The organism is Alteromonas abrolhosensis (assembly GCF_001953635.1).
GTDB lineage: Bacteria > Pseudomonadota > Gammaproteobacteria > Enterobacterales > Alteromonadaceae > Alteromonas > Alteromonas abrolhosensis.
Genome location: NZ_MEJH01000019.1, coordinates 1 through 20,281 on the forward strand (window position 1 = coordinate 1; position 20,281 = coordinate 20,281).

Consider the following 20,281-nt stretch of genomic DNA (forward strand, 5'->3'; position numbering starts at 1 on the left):
AAACTTAGGTGTTCCATCCGTCCAATTTAGACGACCATGCTTACGAAGCCAAACTAAAACCGTTGAACACCCCTGAATTCCGTAGTGGTCTTGTGCTTGTTTATATGTGAATTCGCCTTTTTCAACTTGGTCTACAACAGCCAATTTAAAAGCGAGGGAATAATCGCGTTGAGTTCTTTTGCTATTTGATTTCATTACACTCTCCAAATTAAGTTTGAAAAGTGTCAACGCTATTTAGGATGGGTCACTCAAATAACAAAAAGCCGGCTAGTTAGCCGGCTTTCTTTTTTGCTTAATTTTAATCAGGCTGAACTTATCCCTGTTGGAATGGGTAAACCGAACCAATTTTAAGGATTTGTGTTAGCTCATCAAGCGCAGTACGAGACTCAATTAATAATTGCGGATCGCGCAAGTCATCTTCGCTTAATTCATCGCGATAGTGTTTGTCGACCCATGCATTTAAGCGTGCGAACTGTGAATCGTTAATTAATGTATTTTGATTAACCGCGGCGAGTTCTTGGTCATTCATTGCAACGCGCAAACGCAAACATGCCGGACCACCGCCATTACGCATGCTTTGTTTAACATCAAAATAATTAACCGACTTAATGGGCGTACCCAGTGTTACCAGCTTGTCTAAATAGCGCTTAACGGCTTCATTTTCCTCACACTCAGTTGGCGCAATGATGGTCATATCGCCGCTTGGAAGCGTTATTATTTGCGTATTGAACAAGTACGTTTTCACTGCATCTTGCACTGATACTTCAGCAGTCGGCACTTCAATAAAATGCAGCGGTTCGCTACCAAATTTAGCTTGAAGCTCTTTAAATCCAGCGTCTTTTTGATAAAACGCTTGCTCGTGGAAGAACAGTACATTCTGGTTGCCCACGGCAATTACGTCGTTGTGGAATACGCCTTGATCGATAACATCTGGGTTCTGCTGCATGTAAACCACGCCATCGTCATCAAGGCCGTGCAAACGGGCTACAGCTTGGCATGCTTCTAACGTCTGGCGAGCTGGAAATTTTTTCGGCGCAGGTTTGCTGGTATCAAATGCATGACGACCGTAAACAAACAGCTCAACGCCTGCCTGACCATAGTTGCTGCAAAGTCGTGTGTGGTTGGCTGCGCCTTCGTCACCAAAATGCTCGTTATCTGGCAAATGCTGGTGATGAGCAAAATGCTTTTCATTGGCGAACGTGCCGCGCAAAATGTTGCCGGTTACCTGAGGCTCTAAAGAACGATGGAACTTGTTAGTTAAGTTTGCAGGGGTAAAGTGAACACGACCATCGGCAGTATCGGCACTAGGAGACACAGTGGCGGCATTTGCGGTCCACATGCTACTGGCAGAGCAACATGCAAGGAAAATCTCGCGAGATTGCTTTGCAGCGCTTTCTAGAACGCGAGCATCAGAGCCTGTAAAGCCTAATCGGCGTAGTGCAGCGATGTCAGGACGCTCCTGTGGGGCTAACACACCTTGAACCATTCCCATATCGGCTAACGCTTTCGCCTTTGCAAGACCTTGCTTAGCCGCTTGCTTTGGGCTGCTCTTCGCATTTGCATTGTTCAGGGAAGCGACATTGCCAAACGACAAACCGGCATAGTTATGGGTAGGTCCAACAAGACCATCAAAGTTAACTTCAAACTGCTTCATACTTTCCCTCATTCTTGGAGTTTTGGCGTTTGACCCTATATGTTACTTTTCCATACGCACTGCGATTAAATAGACTGCAGCGGTAACGCTTCTGTTTTTATAAAGGGGCAAACGATGCACTTCTTCACACCTGAACATGTCGTCAGGCTAGGTTGGAATGGCTGGCATTATACGGCTTTTAAGGCCAATGCCAATCGTGCTGTTTATTTATTGTACAGTTTTTGCGCGTGTTTAAAGCAATGGAAAGAATAAGTATGAAGAAGATCTTGTTTTCCATTCACTTTGTAGATATATGTTAAAAAAGAGCGAGTACCCTATATATAGTGCGAGGTTGCTCCAATTTTCAGAATTTGACGTAAATAGTCATTAAAAATCAATAGGTTTAGTTCAATTATATGGCAAAATCACTGGTCATAGTCGAGTCACCAGCCAAAGCGAAAACGATAAATAAATATCTCGGTAAAAATTTTATCGTAAAAAGTTCGGTTGGCCACGTGCGAGATCTTCCGACGAAGGCATTAGGTAAAGTAGAGCCTAAAAAACCGGCTAAAGAACTCAAAACTTTAAGCGAAGAAGAGCGCCAAGAATATCTCCGCCGGCACGAATATTTGAAGCTTGTAGACAGAATGGGGGTGGATCCAGAGAAAGACTGGAAAGCCCACTATCAAGTGCTACAGGGTAAAGAGAAAGTCGTTAACGAACTTAAAAAGCTAGCTAAAGACGCTGACACCATCTATCTCGCGACCGATTTGGACCGCGAGGGGGAAGCGATTGCATGGCACTTACAAGAGTTGTTAGGCAAGAAGGATAAGACCTATCAACGAGTAGTATTTAACGAAATTACCAAGAACGCGATTCAAGATGCGTTTTCTGCGCCTGGTGAGCTAAACATCTCTCGCGTAAACGCACAGCAAGCACGCCGTTTCCTAGACCGTGTGGTAGGTTTCATGGTATCGCCATTACTGTGGAAAAAGATTGCCCGAGGCCTTTCAGCAGGACGTGTTCAATCGGTAGCAGTAAGGCTTGTTGTTGAGCGTGAGCGTGAAATTAAAGCGTTTGTTCCAGAAGAGTTTTGGGACGTACACGCAGATTTAACCAGCCAGCAAAAAGCGGCACTTCGCATGCTGGTAGCAAAGCACCAGGGCAATGCATTTAAGCCTAAAAACAAGGCCGAAACAGATAAAGCGCTTGCTGACTTAGAAGGGGCTAACTACACGGTTGAAAGCCGCGAGTCAAAGCCTACGCAAAGTCGTCCTTCAGCACCGTTTATTACCTCAACGCTACAACAAGCAGCAAGTACTCGATTGGGCTTTGGTGTTAAGAAAACCATGATGATGGCACAGCGCCTTTACGAGGCGGGTTACATCACCTATATGCGTACGGATTCAACCAATTTAAGCCAAGAGGCGTTGGACAGTGCTCGAGCGTACATTTCAGATAATTTTGGTGATAAGTACCTGCCTGATTCGCCAAATCGCTACGGCAGTAAAGAAGGTGCGCAAGAGGCGCACGAAGCGATCCGCCCTTCAAATGTGAGCATTAGTGCTGCGAGTTTAGGCGATATGGAGCGCGATGCGCAGCGTCTTTACGAGCTTATTTGGCGCCAGTTTGTGGCCTGTCAGATGACACCAGCAAAGTACGATGCAACCACTATTAAAGTGGCGGCAGGTGATTACGAGCTAACGGCGAAAGGCCGCGTACTTAAGTTCGATGGTTGGACACGTGTACAGCCTCAGCTTCGCAAAAAAGGCGAAGAAGAGCTTATGTTGCCTGATGTGCAAAAAGGCGATGTGCTTGACTTAAAAGCGCTTGACCCTAAACAACACTTTACTAAACCTGTGGCGAGATTTAATGAAGCTTCGTTAGTTAAAGAGCTTGAAAAACGTGGAATTGGCCGTCCTTCAACATACGCCAGTATTATTTCAACCATTCAAGATCGCGGCTATGTGCGCTTAGAGAATAAGCGTTTTTATGCCGAGAAAATGGGCGAAATAGTAAACGATCGTCTGATGGAAAACTTTGACGATTTGATGAGCTATGATTTCACTGCCAACATGGAGCAACATCTTGATGATATTGCTGAAGGCAAGAAAGATTGGAAAGACGTGCTCAATGAGTTTTACAGCGGCTTCTACGGCAAACTGTTAAACGCTGAGAAAGACCCTGAAGAGGGCGGTATGCGCCTGAATCAGGCGGTACCTGCAGGTATTGATTGCGACAAATGCGGCCGTGAAATGAACGTAAGAACCGCGTCAACCGGCGTATTCTTGGGCTGTTCAGGCTACAACTTACCACCGAAAGAGCGCTGCACTAACACCATGAATTTAACGCCTGGTGATGAAGTAGTGAAGGTGGACGATGAAGAAGAGCTTGAAACAGAAGCGCTTCGCTCTAAAAAGCGTTGTCCTAAGTGCGGCACGGCAATGGACAGTTACTTGGTTGACGAAACCCGTAAACTTCATGTGTGTGGTAACACGCCAACATGTGATGGCACCTTAGTTGAAACAGGTACATTCAAAATTAAAGGCTATGATGGTCCTATTATTGAGTGTGACAAATGTGGCAGCGATATGGAGCTTAAAAACGGTCGTTTTGGTAAGTATTTCGGCTGTACCAATGAAGAGTGTAAGAATACTCGTAAGCTTCTTAGAAATGGCGAAGCTGCGCCACCAAAAGAAGACCCGGTAGATTTACCTGAGCTTCCGTGTGAAAAGTCTGACGCCCACTTTATGTTGCGCGACGGTGCTTCAGGTATTTTCTTGGCAGCCCATAACTTTCCGAAGTCGCGTGAAACTCGTGCACCGAAAGTGGAAGAACTTGCTCGCTTTAGAGACAGAATTTCGCCGAAATTCTATTATCTCGCTGATGCACCACAAACGGATCCGGATGGTAATCCTGCGATAGTTCGATACAGCCGGAAGACTAAACAGCAATACGTGATGTCTGAAAATGACAATGGCAAAGCGACTGGATGGTCTGCATGGTATGAAAATGGAAAGTGGCAGGAGCAGGCTGCTAAAAAGCCGGCGACTAAAGCCAAGAAAAAATAGCGCTATTGAATGAGCTAAAAGGTAAAATACACCTTTAATTGAAAACTATAAGCCCGACTTTGCTCGGGCTTGTTACGTCTTAAAACATTACTCAATGCCTAAGCAACGTAACATCAGATTCAGAATAATAGAGAGTGATTATGGCCTCCTTACAAGACCAACTACTGAAAGCCGGTTTGGCCGATAAAGCGTCTGCAAAACAAGCGCGTGCGGACAAACGCAAAAAACAGAAGCAGAAGAACAAACAAAATCAACCCGTCATTGATGAAGCAACAGTGGCTGCTCAACAGGCGGCTGAAGAGAAAAAAGCCCGTTCTCGCGAACTCAACCAGCTACAACAGCAGGAGCGGGAGAAGCGCTCGATTGTAGCGCAGGTAAGACAACTTATCACTGTGAATAAGCAACCACGCAGCGGTGAGACCCTGCTTAACTTTACTCACGACAATGTGGTTAAGCGCATGTACGTAAGTGAAGAGATGCACAAACAGGTAACAAAAGGCCGTTTAGCTATTGTGTTGTTAGACGATGCCTACGAACTTGTACCTACCCCCGTTGCTGATAAAATAGCACAGCGCGACGAAGCCTCAGTCATTTATCGTGCTGATTTGGATAAAAGCGGGTCTGACGGTAAAGATGAAGAAGAAGACGATTGGTACGCTGATTATGAAATTCCAGATGATTTAACCTGGTAGCTCTCGCATACTTGCTCGCCACCACGCCCTGAACTTAAGGCGTGGTAGGTGGGAATTTACTAGGCGGGAGTTTACAAGGCGAGAATTTACTAGGTAAGCATGTAATAGGCGATAAAGCAGGCGTAAATGATTTGCTAAGCATTAGCTGTAACGCTGCGAGTCCCCCAGCTTTTTTGATAATACTTCTTGCCTTAAAGAACTTTACGCCAATCAGCTCAGTAACAGCTCCTTTACCAACCGTACAGCATGTCGATTGTGAATGGCTTTGCTTGAAGCTATCGCAGCTTAAAAATAGCCATTATTACCCTTTAGAAACTGACATTTCTGCCGCTAACTTATCATCTTAAACAAGTCTACATACGGTTGTTTTCTCAACTATAATTTTTAAAAAGCGCTTTTTGTTTATTGCCTTGTTGTTCTTAATTTTGGAGTGATGCCATGCGTGGCTTATTTAAGTGGTTATTAAGTGTTTTTGTATCGCTGTCTATGTCGTTTTCAGCCAGCGCAGGGTTATTTAAAATAACGGTTAATGATCTTGGAGGGCTAACGCCCTCACAGTCTAGTGCTTTTAGTGATGCAATCACGTATTGGGAGTCTTATCTCATTGGTGTGCAGAGTGCGTTTAATCACAGCATCATCATTGATGCCCGCGGTGACACCATTGATGGTGTGGGCGGAGTTTTAGGTAGCGCTGGCCTAACGAGTATCACTCAGCTTTCCGATAGTCCGTTTGTTTACGCAAACAGAGGTCTAATGCAATTTGATACCGCAGACCTTACTCGCTTGGAAAATCGAGGCAGGCTTTTCGATGTGATTGTTCACGAAATGGCTCACGTAATTGGCTTCGGAACGTTGTGGACGACTGACTTTGCTATTGCGGGTAGCCAATCTAATTATGTCAGTGGTTCAGGACGTTATACCGGAGAGTATGCTCTGGAAATTTATCGCCGCGAGTTTGTAGAAGGCGCTACGTTTATTCCTGTTGAACTCAACGGAGGCGAGGGGACTGCGAATGCTCATTGGGATGAGCCGTGGCCAGGTGGTTCGTCAGACTTAATGACAGGCTTTTTGGGGCCTTACCCAATCACGTTAAGTGATACCACTATTGCATCGTTTGCTGACATTGGTTATCTAACCACTGTTACTCATGCAGTAAGTGAAGCTGCATCGGTGTGGCTGTTCTTACTTTCAATAGGATTGATAGTAGGAAGAAATAATCAAGACCTCGTGTGGCGAGCCTGAAAAGCGTTTAGAGCGACGGGGACGTCGCTCTATGAAATCGCGTAAATAATGATGATTGTGTTCGGTATATTTGAGCATACAAATTAAGTGATAGTTTTTATCAATTGGCGCGTGGGTTTCTGGCTTTGATTTCGCCGTTTTCTCAAAATCCTGCGCTTAGCACTTTTACAAATCAACCAATCCGTTGATAGAATCATGATAGAAGCTATCTATCATGATTAAGGTATTGGTTTTTGGATATTCGTCAGCTGCGGTTTTTGGTCGCGTTAGGTGAGACGCAACACTTTGGTAAAGCGGCCAAGTCATGTAATGTTACACAACCCACGTTATCTTCACGTCTTCACAATTTAGAAGATGAGCTTGGTATTCAGTTGGTAGAGCGAAACCACAGATTTCAAGGCTTTACACCGGAAGGTGAAAGAATTCTGGCATGGGCAAAGAATATCTTAGCGGCATGTGATGGGTTGCAAGCAGAAGCTGCATCATGCAAAGGCGCTTTGGTTGGCCGCCTTCGCATCGGTGCCGTGCCTTTAGCAGGTGTTGATCCTATTGATATCATTGATGCCTTATCAAAACACCACAGCGCGTTACAATTTTCCTTACAGACTCACAGTAGCGAATATATCGTTAACGCGTTACACAGAAACGAATTAGATCTCGGTCTTTGTTATTTAGAAGGAATGAGCGCGCAGTATTTTCATATTCTTCCGTTTCATTCAACGCCAATGGTGCTGGTGTATAACCCAAAATATTTTTCTTTTAAGCATGGCTCGGTTGATTGGCAAACACTTTCTGCGCTTCCTTTGGGCTTATTGACACCTTCTATGCACTTTAGGCAGTCAATTACGCTAAATATGGCGAATGTAGGCGTAAACAATGAGCCCATTATCGAATCGGATTCTGTGCAATGTCTTTTACAGGCGGTGAAAAAGGGAATGTGTTGTACTATCGTACCGATAAATGTTGCGAGGGCTAATGCTGAATTGGGGCTTGCCAGTGTTGTTGTTGACGATGGTAAAACAATATCCCCCCTTGGGCTTATAATGCGTAAAGGGGAGCCAGATTCTCCAATTGCCAAGCAATGTTTCGAATTTTTAAAAGGGGCGGAAATATTTTACCAGAGAGGCGATAACGATGGATAAGGTGGATTCAACGCTTATTGGCTTAGTGCTTGCGGGGGGACGATCGCGCCGAATGGGGCAAGACAAAGCGCTAATGCTTTATAACGGCCGCACGCTTATTGACCATGCCTCATCTCTTCTTCGGGCAGCAGGTTGCAATGAAGTGTTTGTTAGTCGCAACGCGCCTGGTTTTTTAAATGATCAAATCGAAGATGCGGGCCCGCTCAGTGGAGTGCATGCTGCATTGGATAAATTAGGTAATTCAGACAGTGAAAAGCCTACTGAATTACTTGTTCTTCCCGTCGATATGCCTCAAATGACGCCAGAACTTCTAAAACGGTTAGTATTAGTGGGGCGGGAGAGGTCCCAAGCTTGCTATGTGGAAAATCGCTTCTTGCCCTTTTACTTGCCCGTTTCGCAAAATACCAAAGCCACTTTAACTCACTACTTGGTTGACCAAAGCAAAAGGCGCGTCGTGGGGTTTTTAGAAGAGGTTAATGCCGTTTGTCTTAAGGCGCACGCGTTTGAAACAAATCGTCTTGATAACGCCTCCCATGACGATGAGGCACAATGGCTGAATGTTAATACGCCTGGTGATTGGCCCAATGAAAAATAATACCGAACAACAAGCCACGGTTTTAGATACTACACCGTATACTCAGAGCTTCACTCTGGCTGAGGAAGTCGCGTTAAGTATTAGTTATAACGGTATCAATTACGCAGTAATGCTGGTGACTCCCAGTGATATTGAAGATTTCATTGTGGGCTTTAGTTTGAGCAATGACATTATCGAGCACCCTCGGCAACTTTACGGGATTGATTTGAAGCACCACAAAGAACATATCAATGCCGAAGTTGAAATTGCCAACCAGGCGTTTTGGAAATTAAAGGAAAATAAACGGCAATTGGCAGGGGCGTCTGGATGTGGACTTTGTGGTGTTGAAGCACTGGACAACGCGTTGCCTCAGCTAGAGCCTGTGACTCCATCAGCTTTACCTGATGCAAGCTGGTTTAAGGGGTTACGGGGTCTTATATCTAATGCGCAGGCATTAGCGCAGCAGAGCGGCGCAGTTCACGGGGCGTTATATGTTGATGCCGAGCGTAATGTATTGGCGTGTCGTGAGGATATAGGAAGACATAACGCGTTCGACAAGTTAATTGGTGCAATCGCTACCCATAAACTTCACGACTCTAAATGTGTGGTTGTTCTGACCAGTCGCTGCAGTTTAGAGTTGGTTCAAAAAGCGGTACGAGCCAAATTACCGGTCTTGGTAACGCTGTCTGCACCCACATCGCTATCGGTTAAGTGGGCAAACCGATACGGTGTTACTCTAATCCATGTACCTAAGCACGATCCACCTAGAGCTTATACTTGTTAAACAAAACCCGCGAGCTAATCTGCGATAAGGGTAGAGCCGCACAAGTGTTTAAGGCCCCTGACAAGGGGCCTTATGATTAAGTTTAAACAGCTGAGACCTCAATTCGGTTATCAGGCTCAGATTTTGAAAGTTTGATGGCGATAAACTTAGAAGTTGGCGTGAATGTACCGTCACCGTAACTTTCTAAAGGCACTAGTGGATTAGTTTCTGGGTAATACGCTGCTGCTTGACCTGAAGGAATGTCATAAGCCACCAACATAAACTGTTTAACCTGGCGTTTTTTACCGTCATTCCACATTGAAGTAATGTCGACCTTATCCCCGTCGCTAAATCCCAGTTTTTCAATATCATTTTCATTAACAAACAGTACATCCCGAGCGCCAAACACCCCTCTATAACGGTCATCCATTCCATAGATGGTAGTATTGTATTGGTCGTGAGAGCGTAAAGTTTGCAATATCAGGTCGGGTTTTTCGCCTTGTTTGACTAGGTCAGCGTTTAACAATGATTCAGGCAGAGCATTTGGGGCAAACTCGGCTTTTCCAGAAGGGGTTAACCAACGTCTCTCACCTGCTGCATTGCCCAAGTGAAAACCACCTGGCTGAGCTAACTTGGTGTTAAAGTCTTTAAATCCATCGATGGTATCGGCAATCAACTCGCGAATATTGTCGTAATCGCTAATTAAAAAATCCCAGTCTACCGGAGTGTTACCTAACGTCGCCTTTGCAATACCGGCAATAATCGCGGGTTCAGAGCGAAGTTCGGGCGAGCTAGGCGGAAGCTGGCCATAAGAAATATGAACCATTGAAAACGTATCTTCGACAGTCACGCCTTGTTGTCCGTTAGCTTGCATGTCAATTTCAGTGCGTCCCAAGCAAGGTAAAATAAGGGCGTCTTTACCTGTTGTCAGGTGAGAGCGATTTAACTTGGTGGCGATATGAACGGTCAAGTCACACTTTGACAACGCAGCATGAGTACGCGGGGTATCCGGTGTAGCCTGTGCGAAGTTCCCGCCCAATCCAATAAACACTTTGGCCTCACCTTTCTCCATTGCTTGAATAGCTTGTATGGTGTTGTGACCCCTTTCTCTTGGTACCGCAAAATTAAACTTACTTTCCAGCGCATCGAGTAATGCTTTCGGCGGTACTTCATTGATGCCTACGGTTCTATCACCTTGCACATTGCTATGACCTCTAACAGGTGACAGCCCTGCACCAGGCTTGCCTACATTCCCTCGTAATAATTGAACATTTACTATTTCCTGAACCGTAGCGACAGAGTGTTTGTGCTGGGTTATACCCATCGCCCAGCACATGATCACCCGTTCTCCACGTTTGTACATGGTTGCTGCGTGGCGTATTTCGTCTTTTGATAAGCCGCTCTGCGCTTCGATCTGCTCCCAGCTCGTCGCTTCAACCACTTCCAAATAGTCGTCCATCCCATTTGTATGTGTATTGATGAAGTCATGATCGAAGATAGGAGGCGCATTATTCGCTATAGCTTCCTGCTCCCAGGTTAACAGCCATTTGGCAATGCCGCGCATGACCGCCATATCACCACCAAGAGCAGGTCTGAAATAAGCAGTGTTAGTTGGCTCTGAACCATTAGTTAGCATTTCCACAGGGTGCTGAGGGTTTTGAAACCGTTCTAGACCGCGCTCTTTAAGCGGATTAAAACAGACCACTTGCGCACCTCTTCGAACCGCTTCGCGAAGGGGTTCTAACATGCGAGGGTGGTTGGTTCCAGGGTTCTGGCCGATTACAAAAATAGTGTCTGCTTTGGCGAAATCGTTGAACGTAACCGTGCCTTTGCCCACGCCTATCGTAGGTTTCATTCCTTGCCCCGACGCTTCGTGACACATATTTGAACAATCGGGAAAATTGTTAGTTCCGAATTTACGAACAAACAGCTGGTACAAATAGGCTGCTTCATTACTGGCTCGTCCTGAGGTGTAAAACTCCGCCTGATGCGGTGAACTTAAACCCTTTAGGTGTTTTGCGACTAGCGCAAAGGCATCATCCCATGAAACGGCTTCATAATGGTCAGTCTGGGCGTTATAGCGCATTGGGTGGATGAGTCTTCCTTGTGACTCCAGCCAATAGTCAGTGTGCTTTTTAAGCGAACTTACAGAGTGGTTTGAGAAAAACTCTGGGTCGACGTAACGACCGGTAGACTCCCAATTCACCGCTTTAGCGCCATTTTCACAAAACTTAACTAAGCCGCTTTCTGGCGATTCACCCCACGCACATCCAGGACAGTCAAAACCTTTATCTTGATTGGTTTTAAGCATAGCCCGTAAATTTTTAAGCGGCTTTTCGCTTTGGATCCAGCTTTGGGTGACGCTCTTTAGTGCACCCCATCCGCCAGCGGGTTTGTTATACGTTTTGATGTTACGCTTATCACTCATGTTCTGCCCCTGTGTCTACGCGGGCATTTGCCCTTGTCTACAAAACCTAACCAAGACTTTTTGTCTAAACAGCGTAACCATTCTGATTACGGTATTCCAATTGATTACGCTAACTAGATGATAGGGTTCATCAATTAACCGCAAAAGCTGGCTAAACTAGCCGGCTCTGTGGGTGAACGCTTGCTAAGCGCGTTCATCGTGTAGCTTTTTACATGCCTTGTATTGTTGTAAAAACTAACGAGATATTTTGTGAGTAAGAACCGTTTCCTTTAGACTTAAATGAGTAGGGATAAATCCTTATAGTTAAACAAGCTTTTCATTAATGCTACATTCAAGCGTAAATAATAAAAACTCATCGAGGCAACATGGTTTCTTGGCAATCTCTCACATTTAATGAACTGACTAATCATCAACTCTTCGACTTGCTTAAGCTGCGTGTCGATGTTTTTGTTGTAGAACAAAACTGTGCCTATCCTGAACTAGATGAAAAAGACCGTCATCCGCAAACCCATCATTTAATGGGGTTTCAAAATAACAAATTGGTGGCGTGTGCACGATTACTTGGCGAAGGGGTAAGTTATCCATCGGTGAGTATCGGCCGAGTGGCTATCAGCGAAGGGTTCAGAGGGAAGGGGGCAGGTAAAGCGCTTATGCGTGAGGCCATCAATCATTGTGAGGTATTATGGCCAGGCTGTGATATTGAAATTGGCGCGCAAGAGTATTTAAAACGCTTTTATGAGAGTTTTGGGTTTGAAGCGACCTCGACTATGTACTTGGAAGATGATATTCCTCACATCGATATGAAAAGATTGAGTAGACATAAAGTTTAGCTAGTGCTGAATATGCACTAATTTTTTAGTGCTTCTAAAGCAATCTCTGTTTGAAACAGAAGCTCTTCATCTATTTTCCAGTGTTCTGGGCTCCAGCCTGCTAAAAAGCGATAAAAGTCCGCACAGGCAAACGGGTACAGGTATCTCCATTCGCGGATAATGCGGTCGATATCATCTTGCTCAAAAGCAGGTGGAGAGTCACAGTGAGTTAAACGTGCGTGCAATGCATTGTTTAAAAAATGAAAATAGGTATTAAGCAATTCATCCCGGTGAGCGACGTGTGCTTGTGTTGAAAGTGCACTGCCCAAAAAGTATGCAACATCTTTTACCCCTGCACCATAACCCACATACTGAAAGTCGACGGCGGCACAGCCGGAAAAATCTTCGTTGAAGCAAAAGTTGGCGACTTTCGCATCGCCATGTACTAGCGTTTGATAATTAGCATCGGATAACGTTGTGGCTATAGCTACAGCATTTTGTTTTAAAGCTCCATCAGGCATAGCGTGAAACTCGTCTTCACGGGTTGCCAGGTGCCAATAGGTTCCTTCCTCCCAAAGGGAAGTACCACGGCTATCGAGCTCATTTTTAGCGTTTAGAAAGCGCGCATGGAAATGGGCTAACCATTTTAATACTGTTTTACACTGTGCAACGGTTAGCGCTGAAGCAGTGCGTGCATAGCCACATTGTGCTAAATCTTCCATTACCAGAAGTGAAGCTTCGCCTTGTTGGCTGTACCCAATGCACCTTGCAGTGCGGCATGAAGCATCAGTTAGCACCTGAATTTGACTGTAGAAATGGTTCTCTATCTTAAAAGACTGACATTTTCGCTTATGGCTTGCTTCACCATTCCATCCGCGGGGATGTGAGAGGGTGTTTGGTGACGTGGCGCATTTTACGACGACTTTAGTGACCTCGTTGAAACTTGTTTTTTGTGTAGTTAGTTTGTTTTTATGGTTTTGATCTAAGGTAGGTTGGCAGAAAGCACCACTTTCGCTGTTTAACCTTGAATCAGTTTTACTAGAAAAGCGTAATGTAGCCCGAAAACATGCACCGTAGCCACTCCAAAGGGGCTGGATCATTTGCGTGTTGTGAACCTGTGCGTTGCATAGGCTGGCTAACCAATCTACAAATTGCTGGTTTACCACGTCTGTCATGTAATACCCGTGTTCGTTGCACTTTTAAAACAATCTAACAAACAAAAAAGCCGCTCGAAAGCGGCTTTTACGTTGTCTAGCTAGTAGAGCGCTAGCAACTGAAGCTATTCAGTCGCTGCTGCCTCTTCAACAACTTCGTCTGCTGATTTAGGAAGCGTTGTAGACGCTGACGCACGTGACGTTACATGCGACATCGCTGCTGCCTTACCAGATACTGCAAGCGCAGGTCGCGCTTCGTCAGACTTAGCTGTTAGAGCAACGTCAACGAAAGCATCGTTTACGGCTGTAGGTAACGCCATAGGATGCGAAGCACCGCGTTTCCCTTTGCCGCTTGCTGCTAAGCTAGTTGTCGGTGAGGATGCTTTCACAGTCGGCTTCTCGTTAACATCTGGTGCACCCGCTTTCGCTTCTTGCCCAGGTGTTTGAGGTTCTACTTCAACAGGCGCATCAGCCAAGTTAATTTCAACTTGCTCTGGAGATGCTGTCGCTTCCTCTTTTGTTTCTACTGGTGCAGCAAGCTCTGCGGTACTATCAGCAGTTTCAGTTTGCTTTGATTCTGCTTCCGGCGCTTTTTCCACAGATTCGCTTTCTTGCGTTGAAGTTTGTACTTCTTTAGAAGATTTGGCTTCATTCGCAATGTCTTCGCTAGCTGGTGATTCATCGCCTGTAGGAGGTTTTTCTTCCTCTGAAGGTGTATCCTTCGCTGAAGATGTATCCTTCGTTGAGGACTCTTCCCCGGCTGAAGGCTCTTCACCAGCTAAAGGCTTCTCATCGGCTAAAGGCTCTGCATCAAACTGAAGTTCGTCTTGAACGGCTTCAACGTCAAGCTTTGCTTTTTCTTGCTTCTCCTGTTTAGAAACAGCTTGCTCATCAGCTGGCGCTAGTTGCCCAGGCTCTTGTGCTTGTGTTTCTTCGACAACAGGCGCTTCAGCATTAACTTCTACTTTAACGTCAGCCTCTGGCTCTTGTGGTGCAAGTTCGCCAGGCTGCTTAGCTTGGGTTTCTGCGTCGTCAACTTGCTGCGCTTCTTTCTTACGACGTTGACCCGCTGCTCGAACATGACGTGGAGAGCGGCGAGAACGGCCACGACCTTCACGTTTTTGACCATGCTCTTCACTGTTAGCATCAGTATTCGCATCAGTGCCTTCAACAGCATCGCTAGTTACTGCAGATGAATCATGATCACCCTTTGAAGCATCCGAAACTGGCTTCGCTTCAGCAGGTTTCTCAGCCGCCTTTTGCGCAGCTTTAACTGATGGCTTTTGCTCACTCTGCTTCGGCTCAACAGTGTTTTCAACTGGCTCTTCTACTTTCTCTGCTTTTGGCGCTTTAGGTTGATTCTCAGCTTTAGCTTTGTTTTGCGCTGGTGCTTCTTTGGCAACTGGTGCAGCTTGAACTTCGCTTTGTTCGGCGGTATTTACTGCAACGTCATCTTTTTTCACACGAACACTACGACGCTTGTCACGGCGCTTTCTGCGCTCAGCAACTTCACGCTTCTTCTGCGCTTGGTTTTCTTGCTGCTCGCCGTCTTGCTTCTCTTGCTTAGGCTTTTGTTGCTCATCGCGTGGTTGTTGAGCCTTACGCGGTTTACGACCTTTGTTGTTGCGCTTGTCATCTTGATCTTGACGCTGGTCTCGTTGCTGTTCGCCACGTGGTTTGCGGTTATCCTGCTGCTCACCATCGCGGTTTTGGTCTTTATTTTGAGACTGACTACCTCGACGATTGTTTTTATTACGCGGCTTGCGACGACGATCATCGTTGTTGCGGCTACGGTTATTTCTATTCTTATTAGCAGACTGTGATGTCTTGTCCGCTTTTGTTTCTTCTTCGCTTTCGCTACCGAATAAATCACTAATCCACTTACCTAAACGAGCAAATAGTGAAGGCACATCATCGCCTTTTTTGGTTTGCTCTTCTTTAGGCGCCACAACTGGAGCCGCCGTTGGGGCAACAAGGCCTTTTAGTGCTGGCTCTTCACGCTTAACAGGCGCAGAAGTGGTAGTTTCTGTTTCCGCTTCAACCGCGGGCATCAATTCTACTTCGTAACTTGCTTCAGACACTACGTCATCTGGACGGCGGCGTAGTACTTGATAGTGAGGTGTTTCTAAATTCGCATTAGGAATAAGCAGTAAATCGACACCGTGGCGCTTTTCAAGTAGCTGAATAGATTTACGCTTTTCATTGAGTAGATATGTCGCTACTGGAACAGGTAATTGTGCTTCAATTTGGCCTGTATTTTCTTTAATGCTCTCTTCTTCCAAAATGCGAAGAATAGACAGAGCCAATGATTCCGTGCCGCGAATGGTACCGTGACCAGAACAGCGAGGGCACACGTGGTGTGCAGACTCACCTAAAGACGGGCGTAAGCGCTGACGGGACATTTCAAGAAGGCCAAAACGAGAAATACGACCTAGTTGTACTCGTGCTCTGTCGCTTCTCACTGCGTCTTTCATGCGGTTTTCAACTTCACGTTGATGACGTACTGGCGTCATATCGATGAAATCAATAACAACCAGACCACCCAAATCGCGAAGGCGCAATTGACGGGCAATCTCGTCTGCCGCTTCTAAGTTTGTGTTAAGCGCTGTCTCTTCAATATCTCCACCCTTTGTGGCACGGGCAGAGTTGATATCAATTGAAGTGAGTGCTTCTGTTGGGTCGATTACAATCGAACCGCCAGAAGGAAGGCGAACTTCACGCTGGAATGCAGACTCAATTTGGCTTTCGATCTGGTAATGGCTAAATAACGGTACTTCACCGCGATAAAGCTTTACGCGACTGGCAAAGTCTGGACGCACAAGTTGAATGTGCTGCAATGCTTGCTCGTAAATGCTGGTTTTATCAATAAGGATTTCGCCAATATCGCGACGTAGGTAGTCACGAATAGCACGCACGATTACGTTACTTTCTTGGTGAATTAGGAAAGGCGCTTCACGCTCTTCAGCAACGCTTGAAATGGCTTCCCAATGGGTAAGCAGTACTTTTAAATCCCACTCTAGTTCTTCGTAAGATTTACCAACGCCCGCAGTACGAACAATCAAACCCATACCGTCAGGAAGGTCTAATTTGCTTAGTGACTCTTTAAGTTCTGTGCGCTCATCGCCTTCGATTCTGCGTGAGATTCCGCCAGCGCGTGGGTTGTTTGGCATAAGCACAAGGTAACTACCGGCAAGCGATAAAAATGTAGTTAATGCAGCGCCTTTTTGACCGCGTTCTTCTTTGTCAATTTGAACAATAACTTCTTGGCCTTCTTTGATCACATCTTTGATGTTAGGGCGGCCTTCGAATTTGTAACCTTTAGGGAAGTAAGTGCGGGCAATTTCTTTGAGGGGTAGGAAACCATGACGCTCTGCGCCGTAGTCAACAAAAGCAGCTTCTAAGCTAGGTTCGACACGGGTGATTTTACCCTTGTAGATGTTCGCTTTTTTCTGCTCGTGTCCTGGACTTTCTATATCTAAATCGTACAACCGTTGCCCGTCGACAAGGGCAACGCGCAACTCTTCTTGCTGAGTTGCATTAATTAACATTCTTTTCATTGTATCTAACTCTGTTTTCGTACAGCCGTTAAGACACAAAATTAAAGTGACATGTGCAAACCCTCACCGCGCAACCTCACGGCTGGACGGGGACCTTGTTGTAACGTCGCATTATCCCTGGTGGGTGATCATTTACGCGAATAAACAAGCGCCTTTTATCGTAAGCGCAAACCTATACGTTCGTGAGTTGACACGTAACATCGAATAGGTGCATTCGTAATCACACTGCTTTAAGGATGTCGGGAGCGACAAGCCCTTATTACTCGTTTCATTTTTTCAAGTGGCATCATTTACACCACTCAATTGTCATTTAATTCTGTTAGCTAAACGGCAAACTTATTTTATGTTCGCAAGCATGGTCTCGCTTCTTACGGCAGTGTAGTCGTTGCCTCTCTCGCGGGGTCGGTATGAATGTGTTGTTTCATCGAACACTTATCATTGCTGATGTCACCAACGCTCAAACCATGCTTTTATCGTTTACAAGTTAAAACAACACACGTTTTAGGCGTGCTGGTTTTTGGTCTTGTTGTTGTTTTTATAACGCTGAGTTCCACATTGTTAAAGTGCGGCAACGGAATGCCTGTTCCACACCTTTCGTTTTACGTGAATTTAACCGTGTTAAAAACATCGATGATTATCGCACTAAAACTCGAATTTTAGCAAGGAAAGCGAGTGAATAATTCGTATAAAGTGAATAGTTAAATGCAGGAAATATGCGCTTTGGATAAAAACTGTGCGGTAATGGAGGTTTCTTGGCTGTCGCTTGGTCTAGCAAAGCACCCACAATAATAATTATTTTAGTAAAACGTAAGTTTCAGTATGTTGGGTACTTTGCAATAGGGTATAATGCGCCTATGAAAGAAGAAGCTCCCCAAAAAGTACGATTTGTAACGGTTGAAGCCGACTTGGCTGGTCAACGTATCGATAATTTTTTACGCACCCAATTAAAAGGCGTGCCGAAAAGCATGATTTACCGCATTTTACGTAAAGGTGAAGTGCGAGTGAATAAAGGTCGTGTTAAGCCTGAATACAAGTTACAAGCTGACGATTTAATCAGAATTCCACCGGTTCGCGTGTCGGAAGGTGCGCCTGCGCCATCGCCTAAGCTCGATAAAATTGCATCATTAGAGTCGCATATCCTTTTCGAGGACGACCGTATACTTGTTATAAACAAACCATCTGGAATGGCAGTTCACGGTGGAAGCGGCTTAAGCTTTGGTTTAATCGAAGGCTTAAGAGCCTTGCGTCCCGATGCCAAATTTATGGAACTGGTACATCGACTAGACCGTGACACGTCAGGCTGTATTTTGATAGCCAAGAAGCGTTCTGCCCTTCGCCACATGCACGAACAACTTCGCACAGGTAAAATGGACAAGCGATATAATGCGCTAGTTGCAGGTGAGTGGCCTAAAACTCGATTTAAAGTTAAAGCGCCGCTTCGTAAAAATGTGCTGCAATCGGGTGAGCGCATGGTAAGTGTAAGTGACGATGGTAAACCGTCAGAAACTCGCTATCGCATATTAGAGGAATACGCAGGTGCAACCTTGGTTGAAGCGTCGCCTATTACTGGGAGAACTCACCAAATTCGCGTTCACTGTTTGCATGCGGGTCATCCTATTGCTTGCGATCCTAAATACGGGGATGCGGATTTTGACGCGGCAATGCGCCAGAAAGGGCTGAATAGACTGTTCCTTCACGCTCGCAGTATTTCATTGCTGCATCCAGCGACTGAAGAGCGCGTGACATTTACCGCGCCATTAGACGACACACTCTCAAATACACTTAAAGCGCTGTAAGTTATGCATTCAAAGAATCAGGCTGTAGTAGCACAGCCTTTCACTTCATTAAATGAAAAACTTCCAAAGTATAAACTAGTTATCTTTGATTGGGATGGCACGTTAATGGATTCGGCGGCGAAAATTGTTAGTTGTATGCAACATGCGGCACAACAATGTGATATGCCAATTCCTACTTACGAAGAAGTGGGTCATATTATTGGTATAAGTTTAAAGCCCGCCATTAAACAGCTTTTTAATATTGATGATGATGAGTTAGCCGAGCGTTTAGTAGCCGCCTATAAAGAGGCGTTTGTTACCCGTGATACAACGCCGTGTCCGTTGTTTGATGGCGTTGAACGGTTACTTAGCAATTTGAAAGAAACGGGATGTACATTGGCCGTTGCGACAGGTAAAGCGCGTCGTGGTCTTGATAGAGCGTGGGCACAAACAGGGACGGGACGCTTCTTTAGTGCATCACGTACCGCTGACGAGGCAGAATCCAAGCCTTCGCCCGACATGCTCCTACAGTTGCTTGATGAACTTAGTGTAAAAATAGAAGATGCCGTAATGATTGGTGACACGACCTACGACATGCAAATGGCGAAAACTATCGGTATGGATAGGATAGGGGTCTCATACGGCGTTCATGCGCAGGTTCATTTAGAAGCGTTGTCACCTGTGGCACTTGTACACTCCATAAGTGAACTAGAGACAGCGCTATTTAAATAGCGCTGGTTTGTAGCACTGCTTTGATAGAGCTGCTCTGACAGAATTAGTGGCTTACTGTGCAGCCATTGCTAATAAATCGACATTGAAGTGCGCGCCCAGTAGTTCATTTAACAGCATTATAGGAAGGCCGATTAAACTGTTAGGGTCGCGGCTCTCTATTTTATCAAACAGTAATATTCCCATGCCTTCGCTTTTGAAACTGCCAGCACAATCAAGTGGCTGCTCTTTATCTACATAGGCGCGAATGGCAGTTTCACTGTTATGGCGAAAGAATACTCGTGTTTCATCTACCTGTGTTATCGTTTTATTGGCGCTAGGCTGGTGAAGGCAAAGTGCAGTATAAAATGACACTTGCTTACCTTGGCATGCCATCAACTGGTTTACTGCGTTTTCTGACGTGCTAGGTTTGCCGAGTAGCTGCGGGCCCGCATCGGTTTGTACCAAAGCTACTTGATCGCTACCAATAATAATGGTGTCGCTATTTACCTTTTCTAATTCAGCGGCAACCTTGTGCGCCTTTTGTTCAGCCAAACGTAAACTCAAAGCAGTAGGGCTTTCGTTCGCGAAGGGCGTTTCGTCAATATCTGGTGCGTGGGTGTCTACCTGAATACCAATGTTGGCGAGCAACATTTTTCGGTATTGCGATGATGAGGCAAGAACAAGGGAGGCCACAGTTACTCCTTTTATGAAATCAATATGTTGCGTACTT

General features: G+C 45.5%; 14 protein-coding genes and 1 pseudogene. 9 read left to right on the top strand and 6 right to left on the bottom strand.

Going from position 1 to position 20,281, the window contains the following annotated elements:
- Together BGK61_RS18630 and astB are read right to left on the bottom strand one after the other, a co-directional pair.
- Nucleotides 1-195, bottom strand: a pseudogene (locus tag BGK61_RS18630) (IS3 family transposase); the annotation flags it as partial.
- A 118-nt stretch (nucleotides 196-313) separates the two neighbouring features.
- Nucleotides 314-1,654: an N-succinylarginine dihydrolase gene (astB, locus tag BGK61_RS18635; RefSeq protein WP_076026131.1), complete on the bottom strand. Its 1,341-nt coding sequence runs from the start codon at nucleotides 1,652-1,654 to the stop codon at nucleotides 314-316.
- A gap of 395 nt (nucleotides 1,655-2,049) precedes the next feature.
- Between astB and topA the strand changes: the two genes are divergently transcribed.
- The 6 genes from topA (at nucleotide 2,050) to fdhD (ending at nucleotide 9,138) form a co-directional block, all read left to right on the top strand.
- The gene (topA, locus tag BGK61_RS18640; protein ID WP_076026132.1) at nucleotides 2,050-4,704 is read left to right on the top strand and encodes a type I DNA topoisomerase; all 2,655 of its coding nucleotides are present in this window, start codon (nucleotides 2,050-2,052) and stop codon (nucleotides 4,702-4,704) included.
- Between the two features lie 140 nt (nucleotides 4,705-4,844).
- Nucleotides 4,845-5,396, top strand: a complete 552-nt coding sequence (locus tag BGK61_RS18645; RefSeq protein WP_076012745.1) for a DUF2058 domain-containing protein — start codon at nucleotides 4,845-4,847, stop codon at nucleotides 5,394-5,396.
- A gap of 438 nt (nucleotides 5,397-5,834) precedes the next feature.
- Nucleotides 5,835-6,638 carry a leishmanolysin-related zinc metalloendopeptidase gene (locus BGK61_RS18655; RefSeq protein ID WP_076012747.1) on the top strand — a complete coding sequence of 268 codons (804 nt, stop codon included), beginning with the start codon at nucleotides 5,835-5,837 and terminating at the stop codon, nucleotides 6,636-6,638.
- Nucleotides 6,639-6,871: 233 nt separating this feature from the next.
- The gene (locus tag BGK61_RS18660) at nucleotides 6,872-7,780 is read left to right on the top strand and encodes a LysR family transcriptional regulator (protein WP_076012748.1); all 909 of its coding nucleotides are present in this window, start codon (nucleotides 6,872-6,874) and stop codon (nucleotides 7,778-7,780) included.
- Entirely contained in the window at nucleotides 7,773-8,375 is a 603-nt protein-coding gene (gene mobA / locus BGK61_RS18665; RefSeq protein WP_076012749.1) for a molybdenum cofactor guanylyltransferase, read from the top strand. Before BGK61_RS18660 ends, mobA begins: the two co-directional genes overlap by 8 nt.
- On the top strand, nucleotides 8,365-9,138 hold the full coding sequence (gene fdhD, locus BGK61_RS18670; RefSeq protein WP_076012750.1) for a formate dehydrogenase accessory sulfurtransferase FdhD: 774 nt from the start codon (nucleotides 8,365-8,367) through the stop codon (nucleotides 9,136-9,138). Before mobA ends, fdhD begins: the two co-directional genes overlap by 11 nt.
- A gap of 82 nt (nucleotides 9,139-9,220) precedes the next feature.
- Here fdhD and BGK61_RS18675 read toward each other — a convergent pair whose 3' ends face one another.
- Nucleotides 9,221-11,545: an FdhF/YdeP family oxidoreductase gene (locus BGK61_RS18675; protein WP_076012751.1), complete on the bottom strand. Its 2,325-nt coding sequence runs from the start codon at nucleotides 11,543-11,545 to the stop codon at nucleotides 9,221-9,223.
- Between the two features lie 365 nt (nucleotides 11,546-11,910).
- Here BGK61_RS18675 and BGK61_RS18680 point away from each other — a divergent pair, with 365 nt between their 5' ends.
- Nucleotides 11,911-12,375 carry a GNAT family N-acetyltransferase gene (locus BGK61_RS18680; RefSeq protein WP_076012752.1) on the top strand — a complete coding sequence of 155 codons (465 nt, stop codon included), beginning with the start codon at nucleotides 11,911-11,913 and terminating at the stop codon, nucleotides 12,373-12,375.
- A gap of 17 nt (nucleotides 12,376-12,392) precedes the next feature.
- Here BGK61_RS18680 and BGK61_RS18685 read toward each other — a convergent pair whose 3' ends face one another.
- Together BGK61_RS18685 and rne are read right to left on the bottom strand one after the other, a co-directional pair.
- Complete coding sequence (locus tag BGK61_RS18685; protein WP_076012753.1) at nucleotides 12,393-13,529, bottom strand: oxidoreductase family protein; 1,137 nt, start codon at nucleotides 13,527-13,529, stop codon at nucleotides 12,393-12,395.
- Between the two features lie 104 nt (nucleotides 13,530-13,633).
- On the bottom strand, nucleotides 13,634-17,065 hold the full coding sequence (gene rne, locus BGK61_RS18690) for a ribonuclease E (RefSeq protein ID WP_083653886.1): 3,432 nt from the start codon (nucleotides 17,063-17,065) through the stop codon (nucleotides 13,634-13,636).
- Nucleotides 17,066-17,919: 854 nt separating this feature from the next.
- On the opposite strand from rne, the gene rluC reads away from it, so the two are divergent.
- On the top strand, nucleotides 17,920-18,861 hold the full coding sequence (gene rluC, locus BGK61_RS18695) for a 23S rRNA pseudouridine(955/2504/2580) synthase RluC (RefSeq protein ID WP_014979112.1): 942 nt from the start codon (nucleotides 17,920-17,922) through the stop codon (nucleotides 18,859-18,861).
- Nucleotides 18,862-18,864: 3 nt separating this feature from the next.
- Complete coding sequence (locus tag BGK61_RS18700) at nucleotides 18,865-19,572, top strand: HAD family hydrolase (RefSeq protein ID WP_076012707.1); 708 nt, start codon at nucleotides 18,865-18,867, stop codon at nucleotides 19,570-19,572.
- A 51-nt stretch (nucleotides 19,573-19,623) separates the two neighbouring features.
- Here BGK61_RS18700 and BGK61_RS18705 read toward each other — a convergent pair whose 3' ends face one another.
- Nucleotides 19,624-20,244, bottom strand: coding sequence for a Maf family protein (locus BGK61_RS18705; protein ID WP_076012706.1), 621 nt, complete (start codon nucleotides 20,242-20,244; stop codon nucleotides 19,624-19,626).
- Between the last annotated feature and the right edge of the window lie 37 nt (nucleotides 20,245-20,281).

What these genes read in the sequence shown, in the direction of transcription:
- rne (WP_083653886.1), bottom strand. Translation starts at nt 17,065, where the DNA reads ATGAAAAGAATGTTAATTAATGCAACTCAGCAAGAAGAGTTGCGCGTT.
- BGK61_RS18700 (WP_076012707.1), top strand. Translation starts at nt 18,865, where the DNA reads ATGCATTCAAAGAATCAGGCTGTAGTAGCACAGCCTTTCACTTCATTA.
- BGK61_RS18655 (WP_076012747.1), top strand. Translation starts at nt 5,835, where the DNA reads ATGCGTGGCTTATTTAAGTGGTTATTAAGTGTTTTTGTATCGCTGTCT.
- topA (WP_076026132.1), top strand. Translation starts at nt 2,050, where the DNA reads ATGGCAAAATCACTGGTCATAGTCGAGTCACCAGCCAAAGCGAAAACG.
- rluC (WP_014979112.1), top strand. Translation starts at nt 17,920, where the DNA reads ATGAAAGAAGAAGCTCCCCAAAAAGTACGATTTGTAACGGTTGAAGCC.
- astB (WP_076026131.1), bottom strand. Translation starts at nt 1,654, where the DNA reads ATGAAGCAGTTTGAAGTTAACTTTGATGGTCTTGTTGGACCTACCCAT.
- BGK61_RS18680 (WP_076012752.1), top strand. Translation starts at nt 11,911, where the DNA reads ATGGTTTCTTGGCAATCTCTCACATTTAATGAACTGACTAATCATCAA.
- BGK61_RS18685 (WP_076012753.1), bottom strand. Translation starts at nt 13,529, where the DNA reads ATGACAGACGTGGTAAACCAGCAATTTGTAGATTGGTTAGCCAGCCTA.
- mobA (WP_076012749.1), top strand. Translation starts at nt 7,773, where the DNA reads ATGGATAAGGTGGATTCAACGCTTATTGGCTTAGTGCTTGCGGGGGGA.
- BGK61_RS18645 (WP_076012745.1), top strand. Translation starts at nt 4,845, where the DNA reads ATGGCCTCCTTACAAGACCAACTACTGAAAGCCGGTTTGGCCGATAAA.
- BGK61_RS18675 (WP_076012751.1), bottom strand. Translation starts at nt 11,545, where the DNA reads ATGAGTGATAAGCGTAACATCAAAACGTATAACAAACCCGCTGGCGGA.
- fdhD (WP_076012750.1), top strand. Translation starts at nt 8,365, where the DNA reads ATGAAAAATAATACCGAACAACAAGCCACGGTTTTAGATACTACACCG.